At 36.9% G+C, this 20229-nt stretch carries 16 protein-coding genes and 7 pseudogenes; 8 read left to right on the plus strand and 15 right to left on the minus strand.

Translation table 11 applies throughout. The annotated features are described in order from the left end of the window. Positions 1–34: 34 nt before the first annotated feature. Together rsmH and mraZ are read right to left on the minus strand one after the other, a co-directional pair. The gene (gene rsmH / locus Q5W13_RS03925) at positions 35–928 is read right to left on the minus strand and encodes a 16S rRNA (cytosine(1402)-N(4))-methyltransferase RsmH (RefSeq protein ID WP_304445432.1); all 894 of its coding nucleotides are present in this window, start codon (positions 926–928) and stop codon (positions 35–37) included. Then, positions 918–1391: a division/cell wall cluster transcriptional repressor MraZ gene (gene mraZ, locus Q5W13_RS03930; protein WP_162524554.1), complete on the minus strand. Its 474-nt coding sequence runs from the start codon at positions 1389–1391 to the stop codon at positions 918–920. Before mraZ ends, rsmH begins: the two co-directional genes overlap by 11 nt. Positions 1392–1647: 256 nt before the next feature. Between mraZ and Q5W13_RS03935 the strand changes: the two genes are divergently transcribed. Together Q5W13_RS03935 and yihA are read left to right on the plus strand one after the other, a co-directional pair. Beyond that, positions 1648–2412 carry an alpha/beta fold hydrolase gene (locus tag Q5W13_RS03935; RefSeq protein WP_155597658.1) on the plus strand — a complete coding sequence of 255 codons (765 nt, stop codon included), beginning with the start codon at positions 1648–1650 and terminating at the stop codon, positions 2410–2412. A 38-nt stretch (positions 2413–2450) separates the two neighbouring features. Further along, positions 2451–3089: a ribosome biogenesis GTP-binding protein YihA/YsxC gene (gene yihA, locus Q5W13_RS03940; RefSeq protein ID WP_304445433.1), complete on the plus strand. Its 639-nt coding sequence runs from the start codon at positions 2451–2453 to the stop codon at positions 3087–3089. On the opposite strand, the gene Q5W13_RS03945 is transcribed toward yihA, so the two are convergent. Next, a complete protein-coding gene (locus Q5W13_RS03945) occupies positions 3064–3444 on the minus strand; it encodes a GTPase (protein WP_304445434.1) in 381 nt (126 codons plus the stop codon). The genes yihA and Q5W13_RS03945 overlap by 26 nt on opposite strands. 49 nt (positions 3445–3493) lie before the next feature. Between Q5W13_RS03945 and bla the strand changes: the two are divergent. Both bla and Q5W13_RS03955 read left to right on the plus strand, forming a co-directional pair. Beyond that, positions 3494–4247, plus strand: a pseudogene (gene bla / locus Q5W13_RS03950) (subclass B1 metallo-beta-lactamase). A 29-nt stretch (positions 4248–4276) separates the two neighbouring features. Then, positions 4277–4991 (plus strand): annotated as a pseudogene (locus Q5W13_RS03955) (pirin family protein). 9 nt (positions 4992–5000) lie between these two features. Here Q5W13_RS03955 and gldC read toward each other — a convergent pair. Together gldC and gldB are read right to left on the minus strand one after the other, a co-directional pair. Continuing rightward, on the minus strand, positions 5001–5333 hold the full coding sequence (gene gldC / locus Q5W13_RS03960) for a gliding motility protein GldC (RefSeq protein WP_155597662.1): 333 nt from the start codon (positions 5331–5333) through the stop codon (positions 5001–5003). A gap of 1 nt (position 5334) precedes the next feature. Beyond that, a pseudogene (gldB, locus tag Q5W13_RS03965) lies at positions 5335–6317 on the minus strand (gliding motility lipoprotein GldB). Between the two features lie 71 nt (positions 6318–6388). Here gldB and nadE point away from each other — a divergent pair. Continuing rightward, on the plus strand, positions 6389–7177 hold the full coding sequence (nadE, locus tag Q5W13_RS03970; protein WP_304445435.1) for an NAD(+) synthase: 789 nt from the start codon (positions 6389–6391) through the stop codon (positions 7175–7177). Between the two features lie 168 nt (positions 7178–7345). Next, a pseudogene (locus tag Q5W13_RS03975) lies at positions 7346–7974 on the plus strand (response regulator). A gap of 87 nt (positions 7975–8061) precedes the next feature. On the opposite strand, the gene dnaG reads toward Q5W13_RS03975, so the two are convergent. After that, positions 8062–10041 (minus strand): DNA primase, encoded by a 1980-nt coding sequence (gene dnaG, locus Q5W13_RS03980; protein WP_304445436.1) that lies wholly within the window; start codon positions 10039–10041, stop codon positions 8062–8064. Between the two features lie 170 nt (positions 10042–10211). Between dnaG and Q5W13_RS03985 the strand changes: the two genes are divergently transcribed. After that, positions 10212–10637, plus strand: coding sequence for a hypothetical protein (locus Q5W13_RS03985; RefSeq protein ID WP_304445437.1), 426 nt, complete (start codon positions 10212–10214; stop codon positions 10635–10637). 58 nt (positions 10638–10695) lie between these two features. After that, positions 10696–11304, plus strand: coding sequence for an SIMPL domain-containing protein (locus tag Q5W13_RS03990; RefSeq protein WP_304445438.1), 609 nt, complete (start codon positions 10696–10698; stop codon positions 11302–11304). A 120-nt stretch (positions 11305–11424) separates the two neighbouring features. On the opposite strand, the gene Q5W13_RS03995 is transcribed toward Q5W13_RS03990, so the two are convergent. From Q5W13_RS03995 to Q5W13_RS04035, 9 genes and pseudogenes are all read right to left on the minus strand, one after another. After that, complete coding sequence (locus Q5W13_RS03995; RefSeq protein ID WP_155597668.1) at positions 11425–12402, minus strand: polyprenyl synthetase family protein; 978 nt, start codon at positions 12400–12402, stop codon at positions 11425–11427. A gap of 178 nt (positions 12403–12580) precedes the next feature. Further along, a pseudogene (rlmN, locus tag Q5W13_RS04000) lies at positions 12581–13619 on the minus strand (dual-specificity RNA methyltransferase RlmN). Between the two features lie 86 nt (positions 13620–13705). Then, positions 13706–14755, minus strand: a complete 1050-nt coding sequence (queA, locus tag Q5W13_RS04005; RefSeq protein WP_304445439.1) for a tRNA preQ1(34) S-adenosylmethionine ribosyltransferase-isomerase QueA — start codon at positions 14753–14755, stop codon at positions 13706–13708. 171 nt (positions 14756–14926) lie between these two features. Further along, positions 14927–16157 (minus strand): annotated as a pseudogene (gene aroA, locus Q5W13_RS04010) (3-phosphoshikimate 1-carboxyvinyltransferase). A gap of 103 nt (positions 16158–16260) precedes the next feature. Next, complete coding sequence (locus tag Q5W13_RS04015) at positions 16261–16587, minus strand: nucleotide pyrophosphohydrolase (protein ID WP_155597671.1); 327 nt, start codon at positions 16585–16587, stop codon at positions 16261–16263. Beyond that, a complete protein-coding gene (dtd, locus tag Q5W13_RS04020; RefSeq protein ID WP_304445440.1) occupies positions 16587–17039 on the minus strand; it encodes a D-aminoacyl-tRNA deacylase in 453 nt (150 codons plus the stop codon). Before dtd ends, Q5W13_RS04015 begins: the two co-directional genes overlap by 1 nt. Positions 17040–17074: 35 nt before the next feature. Further along, the gene (rsgA, locus tag Q5W13_RS04025; RefSeq protein ID WP_155597673.1) at positions 17075–18028 is read right to left on the minus strand and encodes a ribosome small subunit-dependent GTPase A; all 954 of its coding nucleotides are present in this window, start codon (positions 18026–18028) and stop codon (positions 17075–17077) included. A 249-nt stretch (positions 18029–18277) separates the two neighbouring features. Continuing rightward, positions 18278–19358, minus strand: a pseudogene (locus Q5W13_RS04030) (chorismate mutase). After that, entirely contained in the window at positions 19358–20218 is an 861-nt protein-coding gene (locus Q5W13_RS04035; RefSeq protein WP_155597675.1) for a prephenate dehydrogenase, read from the minus strand. The pseudogene Q5W13_RS04030 and the gene Q5W13_RS04035 overlap by 1 nt, the downstream one beginning before the upstream one ends. Positions 20219–20229 lie beyond the last annotated feature (11 nt).

The raw sequence follows: 20229 nt of genomic DNA on the forward strand, positions 1-20229 counted from the left end.
TTCTTCTCTCTTTTTAATTTTCTTACTTCAATACTTATATGCGTTCCGCAATTCTTAATTTGGCACTGCGAGCGCGATTATTCTTTGAAATTTCTTCTCTGGACGGAACTATTAATGGCCCAACTTTTTTAAACGGAACATCTATATTTCCATAAAAATCTTTTGGAGCCTCTCCTTGAAACTGTCCTTCTCGTATAAAGCGCTTCACCAGCCTATCTTCTAAAGAATGATAACTGATAATGCTTAACCGCCCACCTACATCTAACAATTCCGGTGTTTGAAGCAAAAACTCTTCAATTACCGCTATCTCTTGGTTAACCTCAATACGAATGGCCTGATATATCTGAGCCAATATTTTATGTTCCTTTGCATTGGGCAAAAATGCCCGCAACACCTCTTTTAATTTTTCAGTTGTTTTGATGGGCTCCTCTTCTCTTTTCGCCAGAATGGTCTTTGCCATAGCATTTGCATTTCGCAAATCGCCATATTGAAAAAGAACCTTTCTTAAATCATCATAATCATAAGTATTAACCACATCGTAGGCCGACAAAAGATTTCTTTTGCTCATTCGCATATCCAAATCCGCATCAAACCTAGTTGAGAACCCACGTTCCGCTTTATCGAACTGATGCGATGAAACACCGTAATCGGCTAAAATTCCATCTACTTTCCGAACACCATAGAACTTCAAAAACTGCTTAACGAACCTGAAATTCTCGTTGATTAGCGTAAACCGCTCATCACCCAAAGTATTTGCAAGTGCATCTTCATCTTGGTCAAAAGCAAATAGTTTCCCTTTGCTCCCCAATTGCTTTAATATCTCTTTGGAATGCCCACCGCCACCAAAAGTGACATCAACGTAGACTCCGTCTTCCTTAATATTGAGCCCGTTTACCGACTCCTCTAATAAAACTGGATTATGATACATAGCTTTCGTCATCTCCGTCATCGCCCATTACCTCTTCTGCTAATTCGGCAAAATCCTCTGCGGTTTCTTCTAATACTTTTTCGTAACTATCCTTGTCCCAAATCTCAATAATGTTGATTGCTGAACTCAAAACAACCTCTTTAGAGATATTAGCAATCTCAACAAGGTTTTTAGGAATCAACATTCTACCTGTACCGTCTATTTCAATAACCTTTACACCGGCAGAAAAACGACGGATAAAATCGTTGTTCTTTTTCTTGAAACGGTTCTTCTTGTTCATCTTCTCCATAAGTAGATTCCACTCCTCCATAGGGTACAATTCTAGACATGGCTGAAAAACAGACCTTTTGATGACAAAACTTTGATTTAAAATAGGAGACATCTGATTTTTTAGGGCAACCGGGATCATTACCCTACCTTTGGTATCGGCCTTACAATCGTATGTTCCAATGAAATTTATCACTTAAAAAAGCTGTTTTACAATACTATAACTCAAAACTACACATTTTATTACCACATTTTACCACTAATTACCACTTTGTTAATAACTAGTGGGTTTTGGGCATAAATTCTACTCAAAATTTCACCCTAAAAAAGTGTGTTTTTAGGTCTAGAATGAAAAAAATTATAGTCAATTCTCGCTTTATTGGTCTATACTTGTATTAAAGTCATAATAGGATAATGCCTATCTTTGACAAACAGACCAAGAAGTATCTTGAATGGAAGAAAATTTAATTACAGAAGGAAAATTCCGGTATATAGAAATAGGTGAAGGAACACCTATCATTATTTTACACGGTCTTATGGGAGGGCTTAGCAATTTTCAAGGTGTTTCCGAATACTTTCCTAGCAAAGGTTATAAAATTCTCATACCAGAACTACCTATTTATGACATGCCAATGCTTAAGACGAACGTTAAGCAATTTGCTAAATTCTTAGCTAAATTCATTGAGTTCAAAGGGCTAAAAGATGTTATATTATTAGGTAATTCTCTTGGAGGACATATAGGTCTTTTGCATACCAAACTCTACCCTAAATTTGTAAAGGCACTAATCATCACCGGAAGTTCAGGATTGTATGAAAGCGCTATGGGAGATGGTTATCCAAGACGTGGCGACTATGAGTTTATAAAGAAAAAAGCACAGGATGTTTTTTATGACCCCTCTATAGCTACAAAAGAAATTGTAGACGAGGTATTTGCAACTGTAAATAATCGCGTAAAAACCTTAAAGACTTTGGCCATTGCAAAAAGTGCCATCCGTCATAATATGGCTAGTGACCTTCCTAAAATGAATACGCCTATATGTATTATTTGGGGAAAGAATGACACTGTCACACCTCCTGATGTAGCAGACCTTTTTCATGAGCTACTACCTGATTCTGACTTGTTCTGGATCGATAAATGTGGACACGCTCCAATGATGGAAAACCCAGATAAGTTCAACGAAATTTTAGACGGCTGGTTAACCAAACGAGGATTTTAACCACCGCTACTACAAGCTTCTTAAAATAAATTTACAAGGTGCACATTAAATCGGCAAAGTTTATAATTAGTAATACCGATGTGGCAAGATGCCCCAACGAGCCCCTACCAGAATATGCCTTTATTGGTCGTTCTAATGTAGGTAAGTCTTCATTGATCAATAGTCTTACTGAAAGAAAAAGCCTAGCAAAGACTTCTGGCCGTCCTGGGAAAACACAGCTGATAAATCACTTTAAAATTAATGAAAATTGGTTTTTGGTAGATTTACCAGGTTATGGCTATGCCCGTGTTTCCAAAAAGAGCAAGAGTACTTTTCAAAAATATATAACCGATTATTTTGTAAAACGTGAGCAATTGGTATGTGCATTCGTTTTAGTAGATATCCGTCATGAACCACAGAAAATAGACATGGAGTTTATGGAGTGGATGGGCGAAAATAATATTCCATTCTCTATTATTTTTACCAAGGCCGATAAATTGAAGCCTGCAATAATAGAAGAAAATGTAAATAAATATATCGCCGAATTATTGAACGGCGTTTGGGAGGAAGCTCCTTCTTACTTTATCACATCCTCATCCAAAGGCTATGGCCGTGATGATGTATTAAACTTTATAGACAATATCAATACCGACTTTTTAAAGCCTCTAAGATTTAAGCTTTTGTTCTTTCTTGAATAATTTTCGTTAGCGATTCGGAATTTTCAAGAGTATTCATTTCCTCTGTACTTACAAAGACTTGCAAGTCTTCATTTACCTGAGCCAGTATAATAGGAAAAGTATACTTGTTTCCAAATTTAGATGCGTACTGTTTCTTATACTCATCTTTATGAAGAAACTCCATTTCTAGATTGGTTTGCTCTCTAAATTTCTTCCAAACCTTATCTTCCGTAAAAACTCCAAAAGTTATATCGCACAGATTACAATCATAGGTACTAGGGCTCAATATTTTATGAGCACTATCTAACAATGCATTTTTTAAACCTGAATCTGCATTATAAATAAAAATGAGTTTTTGAATATCTGAATCTTTCATTATTGTAAGGTAAAACTATATATTTATATAACTAAAAAGAACATGAAATATGACCTACAAATTGCCCATATTAATTTTGTTCTTCGCTTTCACGCTGCTGAGCTGTAAGTCACCTAAAACCCACACAACTTACAGCAGCGAAACCCTAAAAATAATTCCTGTTTCCAAAAATAGCTTTATTCACATCTCCTATTTATCTACGGACGACTATGGAAAGGTAGCTTGCAATGGACTTGTTTATATGAATGACGGTGAAGCTGTAGTTTTTGATACCCCAACCGACACCGAAACATCAAACGAACTGATACAGTGGATTACAAAAACTAAGCAGCATAACATAAAAGCAGTGGTCGTGAATCATTTTCATGACGATTGCCTAGGGGGCATAGAAGCTTTTCACGAACTGAGCATTCCATCTTATGCAAATAATGCAACCATAGAGCTCGCCAAAAAAGAAGGTAATCCAGTCCCACAAATTAGTTTTGACACAGAAAAGGAACTGACTCTTGGAAATAAAAAAATAATTAATAGGCATTTTGGAGAAGCACACACGAAAGACAATATTGTAAGCTATATACCCAGCGAGCATTTACTTTTTGGAGGTTTGCCCCGTTAAATCGCTTAACGCTACCAAAGGTTATCTTGGCGATGCGAATGTTGAGAAATGGAGCAAGACTATTTCAAAAATAAAAACAGCCTATCCAGACCTTAAAACCGTTATTCCTGGACACGGGGATTACGGTGGTATAGAATTACTGGATTATACCATTACTCTATTCAAAATAGAGCAATCCCCAAAATAAAACATTTATAACTCAACTCTTAAACTCTTATGCGCACTACACTCCACAAAGCAGACACCAGAGGCCATGCCAACCATGGCTGGCTGAATAGTTATCATACTTTCAGTTTTGGTAATTATCACAATCCAGACCGAATGAGTTTTGGTGTATTACGGGTTCTAAATGATGACGAGGTAGCTGCAGGCATGGGGTTTGGCACCCACGGACATAGCAATATGGAAATCATCTCCATTCCTTTAGAAGGTGACCTAGAACACAAAGACGACATGGGAAACACAACAGTTATTCGCCAAGGCGATATACAGGCCATGAGCGCAGGGAGAGGGATACAACATAGTGAAAAGAACAAAAGCCATGACCAACAGGTGAAGTTCTTGCAGATTTGGATTCTTCCTAACAAGGTTAATGTTACCCCTCGTTATGATCAGATTACTCTAGCTCAGGGCAGTTTAAAAAATAACTTAAAGCAAATTGTATCTCCCAATGCAAATGATGAAGGTATTCGGATTCATCAAAACGCCTTGGTTCAGCTTAGGAGAGTTTGATAAAGATGAAACAAATACTTATATTCTAAAGGATACCGCCAACGGAGTTTACATTTTTCTATTAGAAGGAAAATGTACCGTGAACGGCGTTACATTAGAAAAAAGAGATGGCCTTGGTATTGAAGAAATAGATAAAATTGACATCATTTACAACGAAAACTCAAAAATTCTACTGATGGAAGTACCTATGGCCAACTAACAATAGGTATTACTTTAAATCTAGTTTTTCAGCAAAGTATGCACAGAAATCTTTCATAGTAGCCGTCATTTTTTCATCTTGAGTGGCTTTCATGAATGTATCTGACAACGAAACCAAAGTCTGATGAAAAAACAATTTCATTTCATCAACAGGCATATCTTTTGTCCAAAGGTCAATCTTAAGCGACTCTTGATTCTTACTATCCCAAACAGATAAAAGCATAGCTTTTGCCTTTTCATTCTCTATACCGCCATCTTGTGCAGACCAACTAAGCTCTTCAGGAACTTGATTCTCATCTAAACCTACCCTTAACGTTATTTCTGAAGTATGAAGTTTTGACATATTATTTTCTTGGTTTGTAATTTGATTTTTTAAATATTTCTTCTGCTGGCAAGTTCAACATTTGTTGTAACGTTACCTCATTCTTATCCATAAAAGAGCGAACAATCTGCCATCCTACGTAACGACCTATACGTCCCGGTGATTCATTATCCAACTCCAATCCAAATTTGGAAAATGGTGCCGGATCCAAAAATCGTCTAGCCAAAGTATTCTCTGTACTGTATAAATACTCACTCTCTATAAAATTACGCCAAATAGCTTGCTCATTGGCTTCTGCCCATAAAAACTGGTCTTCCGAATAGTTTATTTTTTGAGCATCGGTCGCTAAAGGAAGTAATTCATCTTTCAAGTATAGCTCTTTTCCATAATAAATAAGCTGAGCAAGAAATGTGCGTTCTTGAGGTCTTGGCACAACTTTTTTAGCAAAAGCGCTTGCCACATCAACAGCCAGATATTGGCTATCCAAATCTGCACTTATATAATTTTGGATTTCATGATAAAAACGATGTTCTGGACCCAAATAATTATCCAACCCAATAAGTAGTAAGGTATCCGTTAAGATAATACGATTGCTATAATCCACATCTGAAATTACCGTAACCACCTTTGGAGTATCAAACTGTGGAAAATAATATTTAATATGTTTGAACAAAAGCTCCAAGGATTCTTCTTCCTGCGAAAAATCTGAAAACTTTTTTCTACCTCAGAAAAGAGTTCTATCTGAATGGTATCTTTCATCTTAGCCACCCAAACACTATCTGCATACTGTGCTGGAAACAGATAAGGATATTTTCCCTTTAAGGCAGGCAGACCCTCTGGAGTTGCTGCGGCAAATTCAGAATCAAACCTATCTACTTTTAGTTCTACATTAATTTTCTTGACATCTTCAGAGACCTTTGGACTCTCATTACAGCCTAAAAACAGGACTGAAATTATAAAAATGGCAAAAACAGGGATATAATTGTAAAGTAATTTCCGATACATTTCAATATTTAACTGCAAGGCATTATTTTTAAGCTCACAAAGTTAGTCGATCTAGACATAATGACAATCCTATGCAGACAGAAAAGGTAGTAGATTACATAGTAAACTGGTTAAAAGAATATGCAGTAAATGCAAATATGAAAGGTTTTGTTATAGGAATATCCGGAGGAATAGACTCTGCGGTCACCTCTACCCTATGCGCAAAAACCGGTCTTGAGCTTATGTGTTTAGAGATGCCCATACACCAAGCCGAGAACCAAGCGTCTCGTGCCTCAAAACATATTGACTGGCTTCAAACCAATTTTGACAAGGTAAAAAGACAACCAGTTAACCTTACTCCCGTATTTGACAGTCTTATAGCTACCCTTCCAGCCGTAGAGAATGAGGAAGACCGTTTCATGTCGTTGGCCAACACCAGAGCACGCTTACGAATGACTACTCTCTATTATTTTGCCGCTTTAGAAGGCTATTTAGTTGCTGGGACAGGAAATAAAGTAGAAGATTTTGGTGTAGGATTTTACACCAAATATGGTGATGGCGGAGTAGATTTAAGCCCTATTGCAGACCTTTTGAAGACACAAGTTTATGAAATTGCCAACTATTTGAATATCAACATGGATATTCAAAAGGCAGCTCCTACAGATGGTCTTTGGGGCGATGACAGAACAGATGAAGATCAGATAGGAGCAAGCTACCCAGAGCTGGAATGGGCTATGGAAATGCAAGATAAAGGCAAAAATGAAGACGATTTTACTGACAGAGAGAAGGAAGTCTTTCTTATTTACACAAAACTAAATACAGCTAATAAGCACAAGATGAATCCTATACCCGTTTGCGAAATTCCGCACACACTTTTTTAGCAATTTATCCGTAAATATGGTAAAGTAATCGAATATATTCATAAAACATGCCTATTTGGTGAAAAAAACACCAGTTTTGTTTAAAGAATTAGATTTTTAAACCTTACATTGCATGTCAGTATTTTAGACGTACGATGAACGTTTATAATCTAGATTAAAACTATCAACATGATTAAAGTATTGATTGCAGACAACCATCCTATTATTAGAATGGGAGTGACAAATGTTCTTGAATCTGCTAATGGATTTGAAATGGTGGGTGCGGTAGCCACTACTTCTGAGCTCTTCGAAAAATTGGAGAGTGTAAATCCTGACGTAGTAATGCTGGAGATGGACATTCCGGAAATTAACGGAATCGCCACGCTGCGAAAATCAAAAAAGAGTACCCAAGTGTTAGAGTATTAATGTATAGCGGTCAATCTGAAGACGTATATGCACTAAGTACAATTCGCGCAGGTGCCTTTGGATATCTTTCAAAAGCTTCAGACATAGACTACATCATAACGGCAGTTAAAAAAGTAAGCGAAGGCAATATGTTCATTACAAATGAACTAGCGCAACGTTTAGCTTTTGATGAAGGTACTCAGAAACCAAGAAGGTTCTTTAGAAAACTTTCTACTCGTGAGGTTGAAGTACTTAAGTTATTGGCCAGCGGAAAGCGTAACAAAGATGTTGCCATCGGTTTGAACTTAAACGAAAAAACAGTGAGCACCTACAAGGCTCGTTTGATGAAGAAATTGAACGTAGACAACATGGTAGATCTTTTGCAACAAGCAAAAGCACTAGAACTTTATTAGAAAGTTTACATTCGTAACACGTACAAACCCTGATGATTTCCGTTAGGGTTTTTTTATGCCTAATTTTTAAGGTTTACGAAGTTACAATTAAGAAAACACTCTATTCAATTTCTTGTTTAGCAGCTTATTAAGCTGTAAATAGTTCATGATTTCCTCTAGAGTTTCCCTATGGTCCTCTACACTTTCCTTGGTATTATCCTGCAAAGCGATCATGCGCTTCTTTATAAGAAAACAACGTAAGGTCAAAATAGTCTCGCTTACCAGCTGCGCCACCCCTACTTCCTTTTTTTTAGGATAGATATCTTTCCGCTCCCAACTATGTAATGTATATTTTTCTTCCTCCATTAAAATAGATGAAATTTCAGACACTAACTTCTGATCAAGGCCGCTCAGAAATTTGCTTATAGTAAAATCCGCCTCTTGGTTCAATGCTTCAATAAGTTTAGAATAAATCTGCCTAAACTGTTCATTGGCCAGTTCTATTTCATCATCCTGAAGATCTAAATAAATCTTTTCGTAAACTTTAGCTTCAATAGATTCAGGCTCCAATACCAAATCACCAGATTCACTTTCTTTCAGCACTAAATCTTCAAACTCTTCCTTTTCACCTCCGTACAGCAACAATAGCTCAATAATCTTTCGCTCTAACAAATATTGTACATCTACCTTTTCTTGTGGAGCTTCGTTCTTAACTACATCAAAGGCTTTCTGCTCTGGTTTTTTATTTTTAGAAGCATCCGTTGAGTCTTTTTTACCCATCTGGGCCAATGTACTAAATAGCACACCTTCCGATACCTTCATGATATTGGCACACTCCTGAATATAGATTTCACGCTTTATGGCATCCGGTATTTTTGAAATACTCTGTATGATATCCCTAACCGTATCCGCACGCTTTATAGGGTCATTGGCGGCTTCTTGAGCCAAAAGCCCCGCTTTGAACTGTATAAAATCCTGAGATTTTTCTTCTAAGTAAAGTTGAACATCCTCTAGCGCATTGTTCTTGGAAAAACTATCTGGATCTTCTCCTTCCGGAAAAGTGCAAACCTTAACGTTCATTCCCTGTTCCAAAATCAAATCTATACCACGTAAAGATGCCCGTAGACCGGCAGCATCACCATCAAAAAGAACCGTGATGTTTTTGGTCAACCTATTTATCAAGCGAATCTGATCAGGTGTCAATGCCGTACCACTGGACGAAACCACATTATGGATTCCCCTTTGATAAAACTGAATAACATCTGTATACCCTTCTACCAAATAACAATTATCCTCTTTAGCGATGGACTGTTTGGCATGATAAATCCCGTAAAGCACCTTACTTTTATGATAGATATCACTCTCCGGTGAATTGAGATATTTGGCTGCCTTTTTATCATTTCCAAGAATACGGCCTCCAAAACCCAATACTCTACCGCTCATGGAGTGTATAGGAAACATTACCCGCCCTTTAAACCTATCAAACGTCTTAGGGTTGTTTGGGTTCTGTGCGTCTTCTTTGACGATGGTTAAACCCGTTTGTTCCAGGTACTTTAATTTATACCCTTTATCAAAAGCTGCCTTTGTAAAACCATCCCATTGATCAAGACAATAACCTAAATTAAATTGCTTTATAATCTCTTCCGTAAAACCTCTTTCCTTAAAATAGCTAAGACCAATGGCCTTCCCTAATTCTGTATCCCATAGCATTTGAGCAAAGTGCTTCTGGGCGAATTCAGAAACGAGATACATACTTTCTCGCTCATCTGCCTCTTGCTTTTGCTCATCAGTACGCTCGGTTTCCTCTATTTCAATATTATACTTTTTAGCCAAGTACTTTATGGCTTCCGGATAAGTAAAATGCTCATGTTCCATTAAAAAGGCCACCACGTTACCCCCTTTTCCACTACTAAAATCCTTCCAAATTTGCTTCACGGGAGACACCATAAAACTTGGTGATCTTTCATCTGAAAAAGGACTAAGTCCTTTAAAGTTAGACCCTGATTTTTTCAATTGTACAAAATCGCCAATAACCTCTTCTAAACGGGAGGTCTCGTAAACTTTATCAATTGTATTTTTTGAAATCAAATTTTGAGATTTTTATGTGGAAACGAATCCAACAAAGATAAACAGAAAAGAGCTACACCCTATTTTCAGGGATATCATTTTCGCTAGCAAAAGGGAATTTTACCAGACTCCATTACCTCAACTTTGTACTATAGATTTTTAACCCTATTACAAACTTAAAAAACAAAATTATGATCTGGGGAATTGCATTAGTATTATTAAGTATAGTAGCTGTACCATCTTTATTATTATCAAAAAAACCAAACGCAAAAGAACTCCTGGAAAAGGTAGAACCCTACCAAGGGTGGATTGGCATTATATTCTGCTTTTGGGGAATCTGGGGCATTATTACGGCTATTTTAAACCTAGGATGGCTAAGCATATCTCCTGTTTGGTGGATTACTTTTTTAGCAGGCAATATAGTTTCAGCAGGATTAGGTTTCATGTTGGGCTCAGGTCTTATCAACAAATTTTTCTTATCCAATAATGCAGCGGCGCGTGTTAAAGCGGAAGAGCTACGCGAACGAATTGCTCCTAAACAGGGAAAACTTGGACTTTTAGGCATAGCCGTGGGAAGCTGGATGATTATTGCTTCTTTTTTATTCTCTGTGGCATAAGTTTCTATCTACAAAAACCGTTAAATATTTAAATCAACAACTATATAAAAATAACATCATGAAAAAAGTAATAACAAGCATTGCATTAATGGTCTTCTCATTTATGGCTTTCGCTCAAAATAATTTACAAAACAACATTAACGTTAATGGCGCTTACGAATTTATTATTGCCCCAGAATATTCTAGCAAGATGATCGTAAGTCTTAATAACGTGTATTACGACACACAGACCATGAACCTTGAAGAAGTAAAAACTAGGTATATGGAAAATTTGACCAAAGCAGGCATAAAGAAGGAGCAACTTAAAGAAGTTCCTCTTTATTATGCGCTTTTGGGTTATGAAAAAGAAGGCACCGTGTACGAGTTCAAAACGAAATCCTTAGAAGAAATGCAGAAGTTTCTTAACGTAAAAGCTATTGGTGTTACGCGCTCAGATACCAACCTCAAAGCTCAATTGAGCGACAAACAAATGGCAGAGTATGCAAAACTCGCTTTTGACGATGCCAAGGTTAAAGCCACAGCTATTGCTCAAAAAATTGGAAGAAAAATTGGAAAAGCAATCTACATTAATGATACAAACTCACAGAAAATAGTAGAATCTATGTATTATGGGAACTCAGAACAGAAGAAAATGTATTACTTATCTGTTTCCTTTGAGTTGTTATAAAGTGTAATTATTTATTAAAAAATAAAGCCTTCGTAAAACTCCCATAATCACGTTGTTTTTACGAAGGTTTTTTTTATGCTGATATTTTTGAAGTCAAATAAAACCAAGTAGATTATGAAACTACTTTTTTCGGTCTACCACATAGTTCACCATCAATTCAAGTGAATCTCTATAGGTTGATTCTGGGTAAGTAGATAGTATTTTTAATGCTTCTTCTTTAAAATGTAGCATTTTTTGAACGGCATAATCTAAGCCTCCACTATCCTTTACAAAAGCAATTACTTCTTTGACCCGCTTCTTATCTTTATTATGATTTTTCACCGAATTGATAAGCCACTTCTTGTCCGATTTTGAACAAATATTAAGCGTATGTATTAAAGGCAAGGTCATTTTTTGCTCTTTAATATCTATTCCCGTAGGTTTCCCTATTTTCTCATCTCCATAATCAAAGAGATCATCTTTTATCTGAAAAGCCATGCCACAAAGTTCTCCAAACTTTCTAAAAGTTTCCACATCTAATGATTGTGGCTGAACCGAGCAAGCTCCTAAACTACAGCACGCAGCAATTAAGGTTGCCGTTTTTTGACGGATGATATTATAATATACATCTTCGGTAATATCTAAACGTCTTGCTTTTTCAATTTGCAACAATTCGCCCTCACTCATTTCACGTACTGCAACGGATATAATTTTAAGAAGATCAAAATCTTCATTATCTATAGACAGCAAAAGTCCTTTTGACAGTAGGTAATCACCCACCAAAACAGCAATTTTATTTTTCCAAAGGGCATTTATAGAGAAAAAGCCTCGGCGTTTATTGCTTTCGTCAACTACGTCATCATGGACTAAAGTAGCGGTATGAATGAGTTCAATTACCGATGCGCCACGATAGGTGCGCTCGTTAACTTCACCATTGTTGAGCATTTTGGCCGTAAGAAATACGAACATAGGTCGCATTTGCTTCCCTTTTCGATTAACAATGTAGTAGGTTATGCGATTCAGTAGCGCAACTTTTGAAGACATCGCCTCACGGAACTTTTCCTCGAAAATTTCCATTTCGTGGTTTACAGGTTCCTTAATTTGCGATACTATTTTCAAAAAATCGAATTTTGTTTGCTACCTATTTTGAGCGCATAAATTTAGGCAAAAAGAAAAGAGTAGATCGTATGCTTGCAGCAGTAATCACAAAAAGCGCATCAGTTACTTCCAATATAAATTTCAAAGTGAGAAATACTTACAATTTGAAGTAAAAATACAAGTACAGAGATTTGACTCCCTATTGTTTATTGGCCAATTGACCACAAGCTGCATCAATGTCCTTACCTCGAGAACGTCTTACAGTTACCACTATACCATTTCTTTCCAAGGTATTCACGTACATATCTATAGCGCCATTCGATGCTTGCTGAAACTCTCCATCATCTATAGGATTATACTCTATAAGATTTACTTTTGATGGAGCAAATTTACAGAAGCTTACCAAGGCATCCACATCAGACTGAGAATCATTAATTCCCTCCCAAACAACATACTCATAGGTAATCCTACTTTTTGTTTTGGAATACCAATATTCCAATGCTTCTCGTAAATCTGCCAAAGTAAAAGTAGCGTTGAAAGGCATTATTGAAGTACGGATTTCATCAATAGCAGAATGCAATGAAACCGCCAATTTAAACTTCACCTCATCATCCGCCATCTTACGAATCATCTTGGGCACACCAGATGTAGAGACGGTAATACGCTTAGGACATACCTAGGCCTTCCGGAGAAGTTATCTTGTCTATGGCTTTCAATACATTGTTGTAGTTCATGAGCGGCTCGCCCATACCCATAAAAACAATATTGCTCAAAGGTTTATCAAAATACAGGCGACTCTCATTATCTATGGCAACCACCTGATCGTAAATTTCATCAGGATTTAGATTACGCATACGTTTTAAACGAGATGTTGCACAAAACCGGCAATCAAGACTACAACCAACTTGACTAGATACACAAGCCGTAGTTCTGGTTTTAGTTGGAATAAGAACCGATTCCACCACTAAATCATCATGCAAACGAACGGCATTTTTTATAGTGCCATCATTACTACGCTGCATTAAATCTACCTTAATGTGATTGATTACAAAATTAGCTTCTAGCATATCTCTAGTTTCTTTTGAGAGATTAGTCATCCCCTCAAAAGAATGAGCCGCTTTCTGCCACAGCCATTCATACACCTGATTACCACGAAAAGCCTTGTCTCCATTAGAAACAAAGAAATTCCGTAATTGCTCTTTGGTAAGTGCTCGTATGTCTTTTTTTTGTGCCTTCACATTTTAAAAACTAAAAACCCTTCTATACTTTTCAATAAAATATAAAGAAGGGTTTTAAAATTTATGTTTTTACCAGTTTGGTAAAACTAGATAATTAGCATTGCATCACCATAAGAATAGAACTTGTACTGCTCTAAAATGGCTTCCTTGTAAGCTTTCTTCATTAAATCATGACCTATGAAAGCAGATACCATCATCAACAATGTTGATTTAGGCAGGTGAAAGTTAGTTACCATACAGTTAGCAATACTGAATTCATATGGAGGGAAGACAAACTTATTTGTCCAACCATCAAATGTATTCAATGTATGTTGAGAAGAAACTGCACTTTCAAGTCCACGCATTACTGTAGTACCTACAGCACAAATACGTTTTTTCTTTTTCTGAGCATTGTTAACTACCTCAGTAGCTTTCTCATCAATAAAAAGTTCTTCGCTATCCATTTTGTGCTTAGACAAATCTTCAACCTCGACTGGGTTGAAAGTACCTAAACCAACATGAAGCGTTACTTCTGCAAAATCAACTCCTTTTATCTCAAGACGCTTTAATAAGTGCTTTGAGAAGTGAAGACCTGCAGTTGGTGCTGCAACAGCTCCTTCATGCTTTGCATATATAGTTTGGTAACGATCCTCATCTTCCGGCTCTACATCTCTCTTTATATATTTTGGCAACGGAGTTTGACCTAATTCACGAAGTTTTCTTCTGAAATCGATATACGAACCATCATAAAGAAAACGCAATGTTCTACCTCTTGATGTTGTGTTATCAATAACCTCAGCTACTAACGTCTCATCTTCTCCAAAGTACAACTTATTACCAATACGTATTTTACGAGCTGGATCAACAAGAACATCCCAAAGACGTTGTTCTTCGTTTAACTCACGCAATAAAAACACTTCGATTCTTGCACCAGTTTTCTCTTTATTCCCGTATAAACGAGCAGGAAAAACTTTGGTGTTATTCAAAACCATTACATCCCCTTCATCAAAATAATTGATAAGGTCTTTGAACATTTTATGCTCTATTTTTCCGGTTTCACGGTGAATAACCATTAGTTTGGACTCATCCCTATTTTCTGCAGGATACTCAGCCAATAAATTATCAGGTAATTCAAAATGGAAGTGCGATAGTTTCATCTATGAAATTTAGTTAAGTGTTTTGCGGTTGCAAATATACGATGTGCGAATAGGCGTTGTCAAGTAAAACACGGATTATATTGACACATACCTTTTTACAATCATCAATTAATTAACCAACTTATTGCAAAAAAACATAAATACACCCACAAGAACTTGAATATTAAATAGTTATATAGTTTTTGAGATAAATCCCAATTTCTCTAAATCTTTCCAAAAATCTGGGTATGATTTTGAAACTACTCCTGCATCGTTAACATACAACGGCACTTTTAATGCCAAAGGAGCAAATGCCATGGCCATTCTATGGTCATTATAAGTATCTATAGCAATGTCTACATGCATTGTATCAGACAAACTTAATGTCAACTCTTTATCCGTCACCATAATGTTCGCCCCAAGTTTTGAAAGCTCTGTATGTAATGCTTCCAAGCGATCAGTTTCTTTAATTTTAAGGGTATGCAAGCCTGTTAAATGACACTCCATTCCTAAACCAAAACAAGTAACAGCTATGGTTTGGGCAATATCAGGAGCATTGCTTAGATCAAATTGAACCTTTTGTTCTTTCGGGTTTTCAATTTTTCTAAGAACCACACTATTCCCTTCGAATTGAGTTTCTACACCAAATTCAGTATACAACTCCTGAAGTGCACTATCTCCTTGGAGGCTATTATTTTTATATGCAGATAAGGTAATTTCACTACCTACCTCACTCAAAGCTACAATACTGTAATAGTAAGAAGCAGAACTCCAATCGGACTCTACAACTAAACTAACGTCATCAACACTTGCTTTTGGTGACACCTTTATTGTGTTCCCTTCAAAAGAATTTTCTATCCCAATTTGAGACAAAAGAGCCAATGTCATTTTTATGTAAGGAACCGATGTAATTTTGCCCACTAAATCTAGTTCCAGTCCGTTTTGAAGACTGGGAGCAATTAATAAAAGAGAAGAAATATATTGGCTACTAATATTAGCAGGTAGACTTACCTTGGCTTTTTATCAACTTTTTTCCTTTGATACGAATTGGTGGGTATCCATCATTTTTTTCATACGAAATTTCCGCACCTAAATTCTGCAACGCCTCTACCAACACCTTTACAGGTCTTTCGGTCATACGTTGCGATCCAGTAAGGGTTACTTCTTTTCCTTCTTGCGAAGCAAAATACCCAGTAAGGAAACGCATTGCGGTACCAGCATGATGAATATCTACTACGCCGTTCTCTATCTTAAGTCCCTTTTGCATAACCTCAGCATCATCTGAATTTGAAAGGTTTTTTATGCTAATATTTGGGTATAACGCCTGCAACAACAAAGACCGGTTAGATTCACTTTTAGAGCCGGTAATCTGAATGTTATTATGCAGTAATTTGTTTGACGGAGCGGATAGGTGTAGTTTCAAAAGCTGTTCTCTTTAATAGATTCTTAAAATAGATAGATTTGCTTCCAAATCTACCTCTCTACCTGGTGTACACAGGGTAAAATTCAAGTTGCCAAATATAGCACTATTTAAGCTTTTCATTATTGTGATGACGGTCATGATCTCGTTTTGTTTTCAAATCGAGTTTTTTATCAAAAGCATCTTGAAGGTCAACACCTGTTTGATTCGCTAAACAGAGTGTTACAAAAAGAACATCGGCTAGCTCTTCTCCAAGATCCTTGTTCTTGTCCGACTCTTTTTCACTCTGCTCTCCATACCTACGAGCTATTATACGAGCCACCTCACCTACTTCTTCCGTAAGTTGTGCCATATTGGTTAGTTCGTTAAAATAACGAACACCGTGCTCTTTGATCCAGTTATCTACCTGTTCTTGCGATTTCTTAATACTCATTATTCCTTGTTTTTAGTATCTATAGCTATTGTTACCGGGCCATCATTTAACAAATCTACCTTCATATCTGCACCAAAAATACCTGTGCCGATTTTCTTGCCCAAATCCATTTCTACCTGAGCTATAAACTTTTCATATAACGGAATAGCAATATCAGGTTTTGATGCTCTTATATATGAGGGTCTATTGCCTTTCTTAACAGCGGCATGCAAGGTAAACTGACTTACGACAATAGCATCTCCTCCACTATTTATAAGCGATTCGTTCATGACACCATCAGCATCATTAAATATTCTAAGATTTGTGATTTTGCGAGATAGCCATTCAATATCTTCTTGACCGTCTGCATCTTCAATGCCCAGTAATATTAGAAGTCCGTTTTGTATTTCTGAAATTCTTTTGCCGTCTACTGTTACACTGGCTCTTGAAACTCTCTGAATGATGGCTCGCATTGCTCCTAATCTGATATTTCTTATTTTTCTAAAGGCTACTTTTTAACGTCATGAATATCAACCCTATAATTCTCATCATCGCCATTTACCATTTGTACATAACTTCTGTAACGGCTCCAGGCTACTTCATCATTTTCCAATGCGTCTTTTACGGCACATTTAGGTTCGTCTATATGTAAGCAATTATTGAACTTACAATTTCCTTTAAGTTTGAAGAACTCCGGAAAGTAATCCCCTATCTCCTCCTTTTTCATATCAACGATACCAAAACCTTTTATACCAGGAGTATCTATTATACGTGCCCCAAAATCCAAATCGAACATTTCTGCAAACGTTGTGGTATGTTGCCCTTGTAGATGTTGTCCGGAAATTTCTTTAGTTTTTATATCGAGTTTAGGCTCTAGAGTGTTCACTAATGTAGATTTACCTGCACCCGAATGACCTGCGAACATGCTGGTTTTATCTAGCATCATTTCTTTTACCTTATCCACATTTTTACCGGACTTGGCCGAAATTCCAACACAGGTATAACCTATTTTTCTGTACAATTCCGCTAGGTACTTAATCTCTCCCAATTCTTCAATAGCGTAACTATCTACTTTGTTGAAAAGTAAAACCGCAGGAATATCATAAGCTTCTGCAGTAGCCAAAAAACGGTCAATAAAAACAGTATGTGTTGTTGGATTATTTAACGTAACAAGTAAAAACACCTGATCTAGGTTGGCCGCAATAATATGCGTTTGCTTTGAAAGATTTACAGATTTCCGGATGATGTAGTTCTTACGGTCATCAATACTATGAATGGTTCCTACAGTGGCATCACCCAATTGTTCAATCTCAAACCGCACTGTATCTCCTACCGCTATAGGATTCGTGCTTTTAATACCCTGAATCCTGAATTTACCCTTAATACGGCATTCGTAATATTCACCATCTTGTGCTTTTACGGTATACCAACTTCCAGTAGATTTATATACGATTCCTTTCATGCATTTACTTGGTTTTCAAGTAGAGTGCAAAATAACGCTTTTTTACGCTAAACATAGCCTTTATTAGATCGTTAAAAGGTTTTGCTGATTTCATCTAGTTCCCTTTTACTCACCGTAACATCCGTAAGAAGAGTTTAAACGGTGTTTGTTTAAAATGAAAATCTCATATCCCTCCTAAAAAAACACCATAAAAAAACACGGCTCACCAAAAGGCAAGCCGTGTTCTTATAAATGTACATATAACTAATACTATCCGTTTACAATCTTCTCTTGATGATTGATTGACTCTTGGTGAATAGCTTTGAACATCTTAAGAATAAATTCTTCGCTCAATCCTTTTGATTCTCCTTCAAGAATCATAGCACCAAGAATTTGGTTCCATCGGTTAGATTGTAGCACTGCTACGTTCTTTTGTTTTTTCAACTCACCAATACCATCAGATACTTTCATACGCTTGCCCATGGCCTCGATCAACTGGTTATCAAGAATATCTATTTGAGCTCTTAAATTGCTCAACTTAGCATTGTAATCCGCTTCACTATCAGTTTCTTTTCTAATACGCAAATCTCTCATGATTTGTACCAATTTAGCCGGTGTTACCTGCTGAGCAGCATCACTCCAAGCATTATCTGGGTCAAAATGAGTCTCAATCATTAAACCATCAAAGTTTAAATCAAGTGCAGTTTGCGAAACATCAAAAATCATATCACGCTTACCTGTAATGTGAGATGGATCGTTGATTAGTGGTAAATCTGGAAACTTGTTCTGAAACTCAATAGCTAACTGCCATTCTGGAATGTTTCTGTATTTTGTTTTCTCGTAGGTAGAGAAACCTCTGTGAATAGCTCCCAATTTTCTGATACCTGCAGTATGCAAACGCTCAATACCACCTAGCCATAAAGCTAAATCTGGGTTTACCGGATTTTTTACCAATACAATTTTGTCAGTACCTTCTAAGGCATCTGCCAATTCTTGCATGATAAACGGACTAACCGTTGAACGTGCTCCAATCCACAATAAATCTACATCATGTTCTAATGCCAATTCAACGTGTGCACGGTTTGCTACCTCTGTTGCAGTTTTTAATCCCGTTTCTGCCTTAACCTTCTGTAACCACTTCAAACCAAGTGCGCCAACACCTTCAAAGTTTGGGGCGCGTTCTTGGTTTCCAGATACCCGCTCTGTAATAATTTACATCGGTATCTTTTAACTCGTGAGCAATACGCAACACTTGTTCTTCGGTTTCAGCACTACATGGCCCTGCTATTACTAGTGGATGGTCTAAACCCATATCATCCAACCATGTTCTCATTTCTTTTGAATTCTCCATTACTTCTTGTTTAGTGGTATTCCGTTTAAAATTTCCTTTATTTTATTAGTGTCGTTCATTTCGTTAAAAATGCCCTTGTAATCTCCTTTTTCCAACAGTTGTTTAAACTCCTGAAGGTTCTGTATATATTCGGTCAATGTTTCGACCACATTCTCTTTATTCTGCTCAAATATTGGTGTCCACATGGCCGGGGAACTCTTTGCTAGTCTAACCGTACTTTCAAAACCACTGCCCGCCATGTCAAAAATATCACGTTCATTCTTCTCTTTATCGATTACGGTCTTTCCCAACATAAAAGAGCTGATATGTGACAAATGCGACACGTATGCAATGTGTTTATCATGTGCATCTGGATTCATATACCTAATACGCATTCCAATCTCTTGAAAAAGCTCTAAAGCCCTTTCTTGAAGTTTAAAAGCTGTTTTCTCAACCTCGCAGATAATATTCGTTTTACCGGCGTATAAATTTTCAATAGCTGCTGATGGACCTGAATGCTCAGTACCCGCAATAGGGTGTGCCGCTAAATAATTTCTTCTCTTTGGATGCTTGTCCAGTGTTTTACAGATTAGGCTTTTTGTTGAACCTCCATCAAAAACTACACAATTGTCATTTACAGCATCCAAAATCTTAGGAAGCTCTGTTATCATGACATCTACGGGAATGCTCACAATGACCATATCCGCAAGACCTAAATCTGCATAGCTAGATTCTACATCTATAACACCTAAATCTAAGGCTTCCTTTATATGTGAAGCACTTGTATCTACTCCGTAAATTTTGCTGTTTGGGCGCAGGCGTTTAATGTCTTTTGCGAAAGAACCTCCTATTAACCCAACACCAACTATGAAAACTTTCATTTTATTAACTC

This window comes from Zobellia laminariae (genome assembly GCF_030553095.1).
Lineage (GTDB): Bacteria > Bacteroidota > Bacteroidia > Flavobacteriales > Flavobacteriaceae > Zobellia > Zobellia laminariae.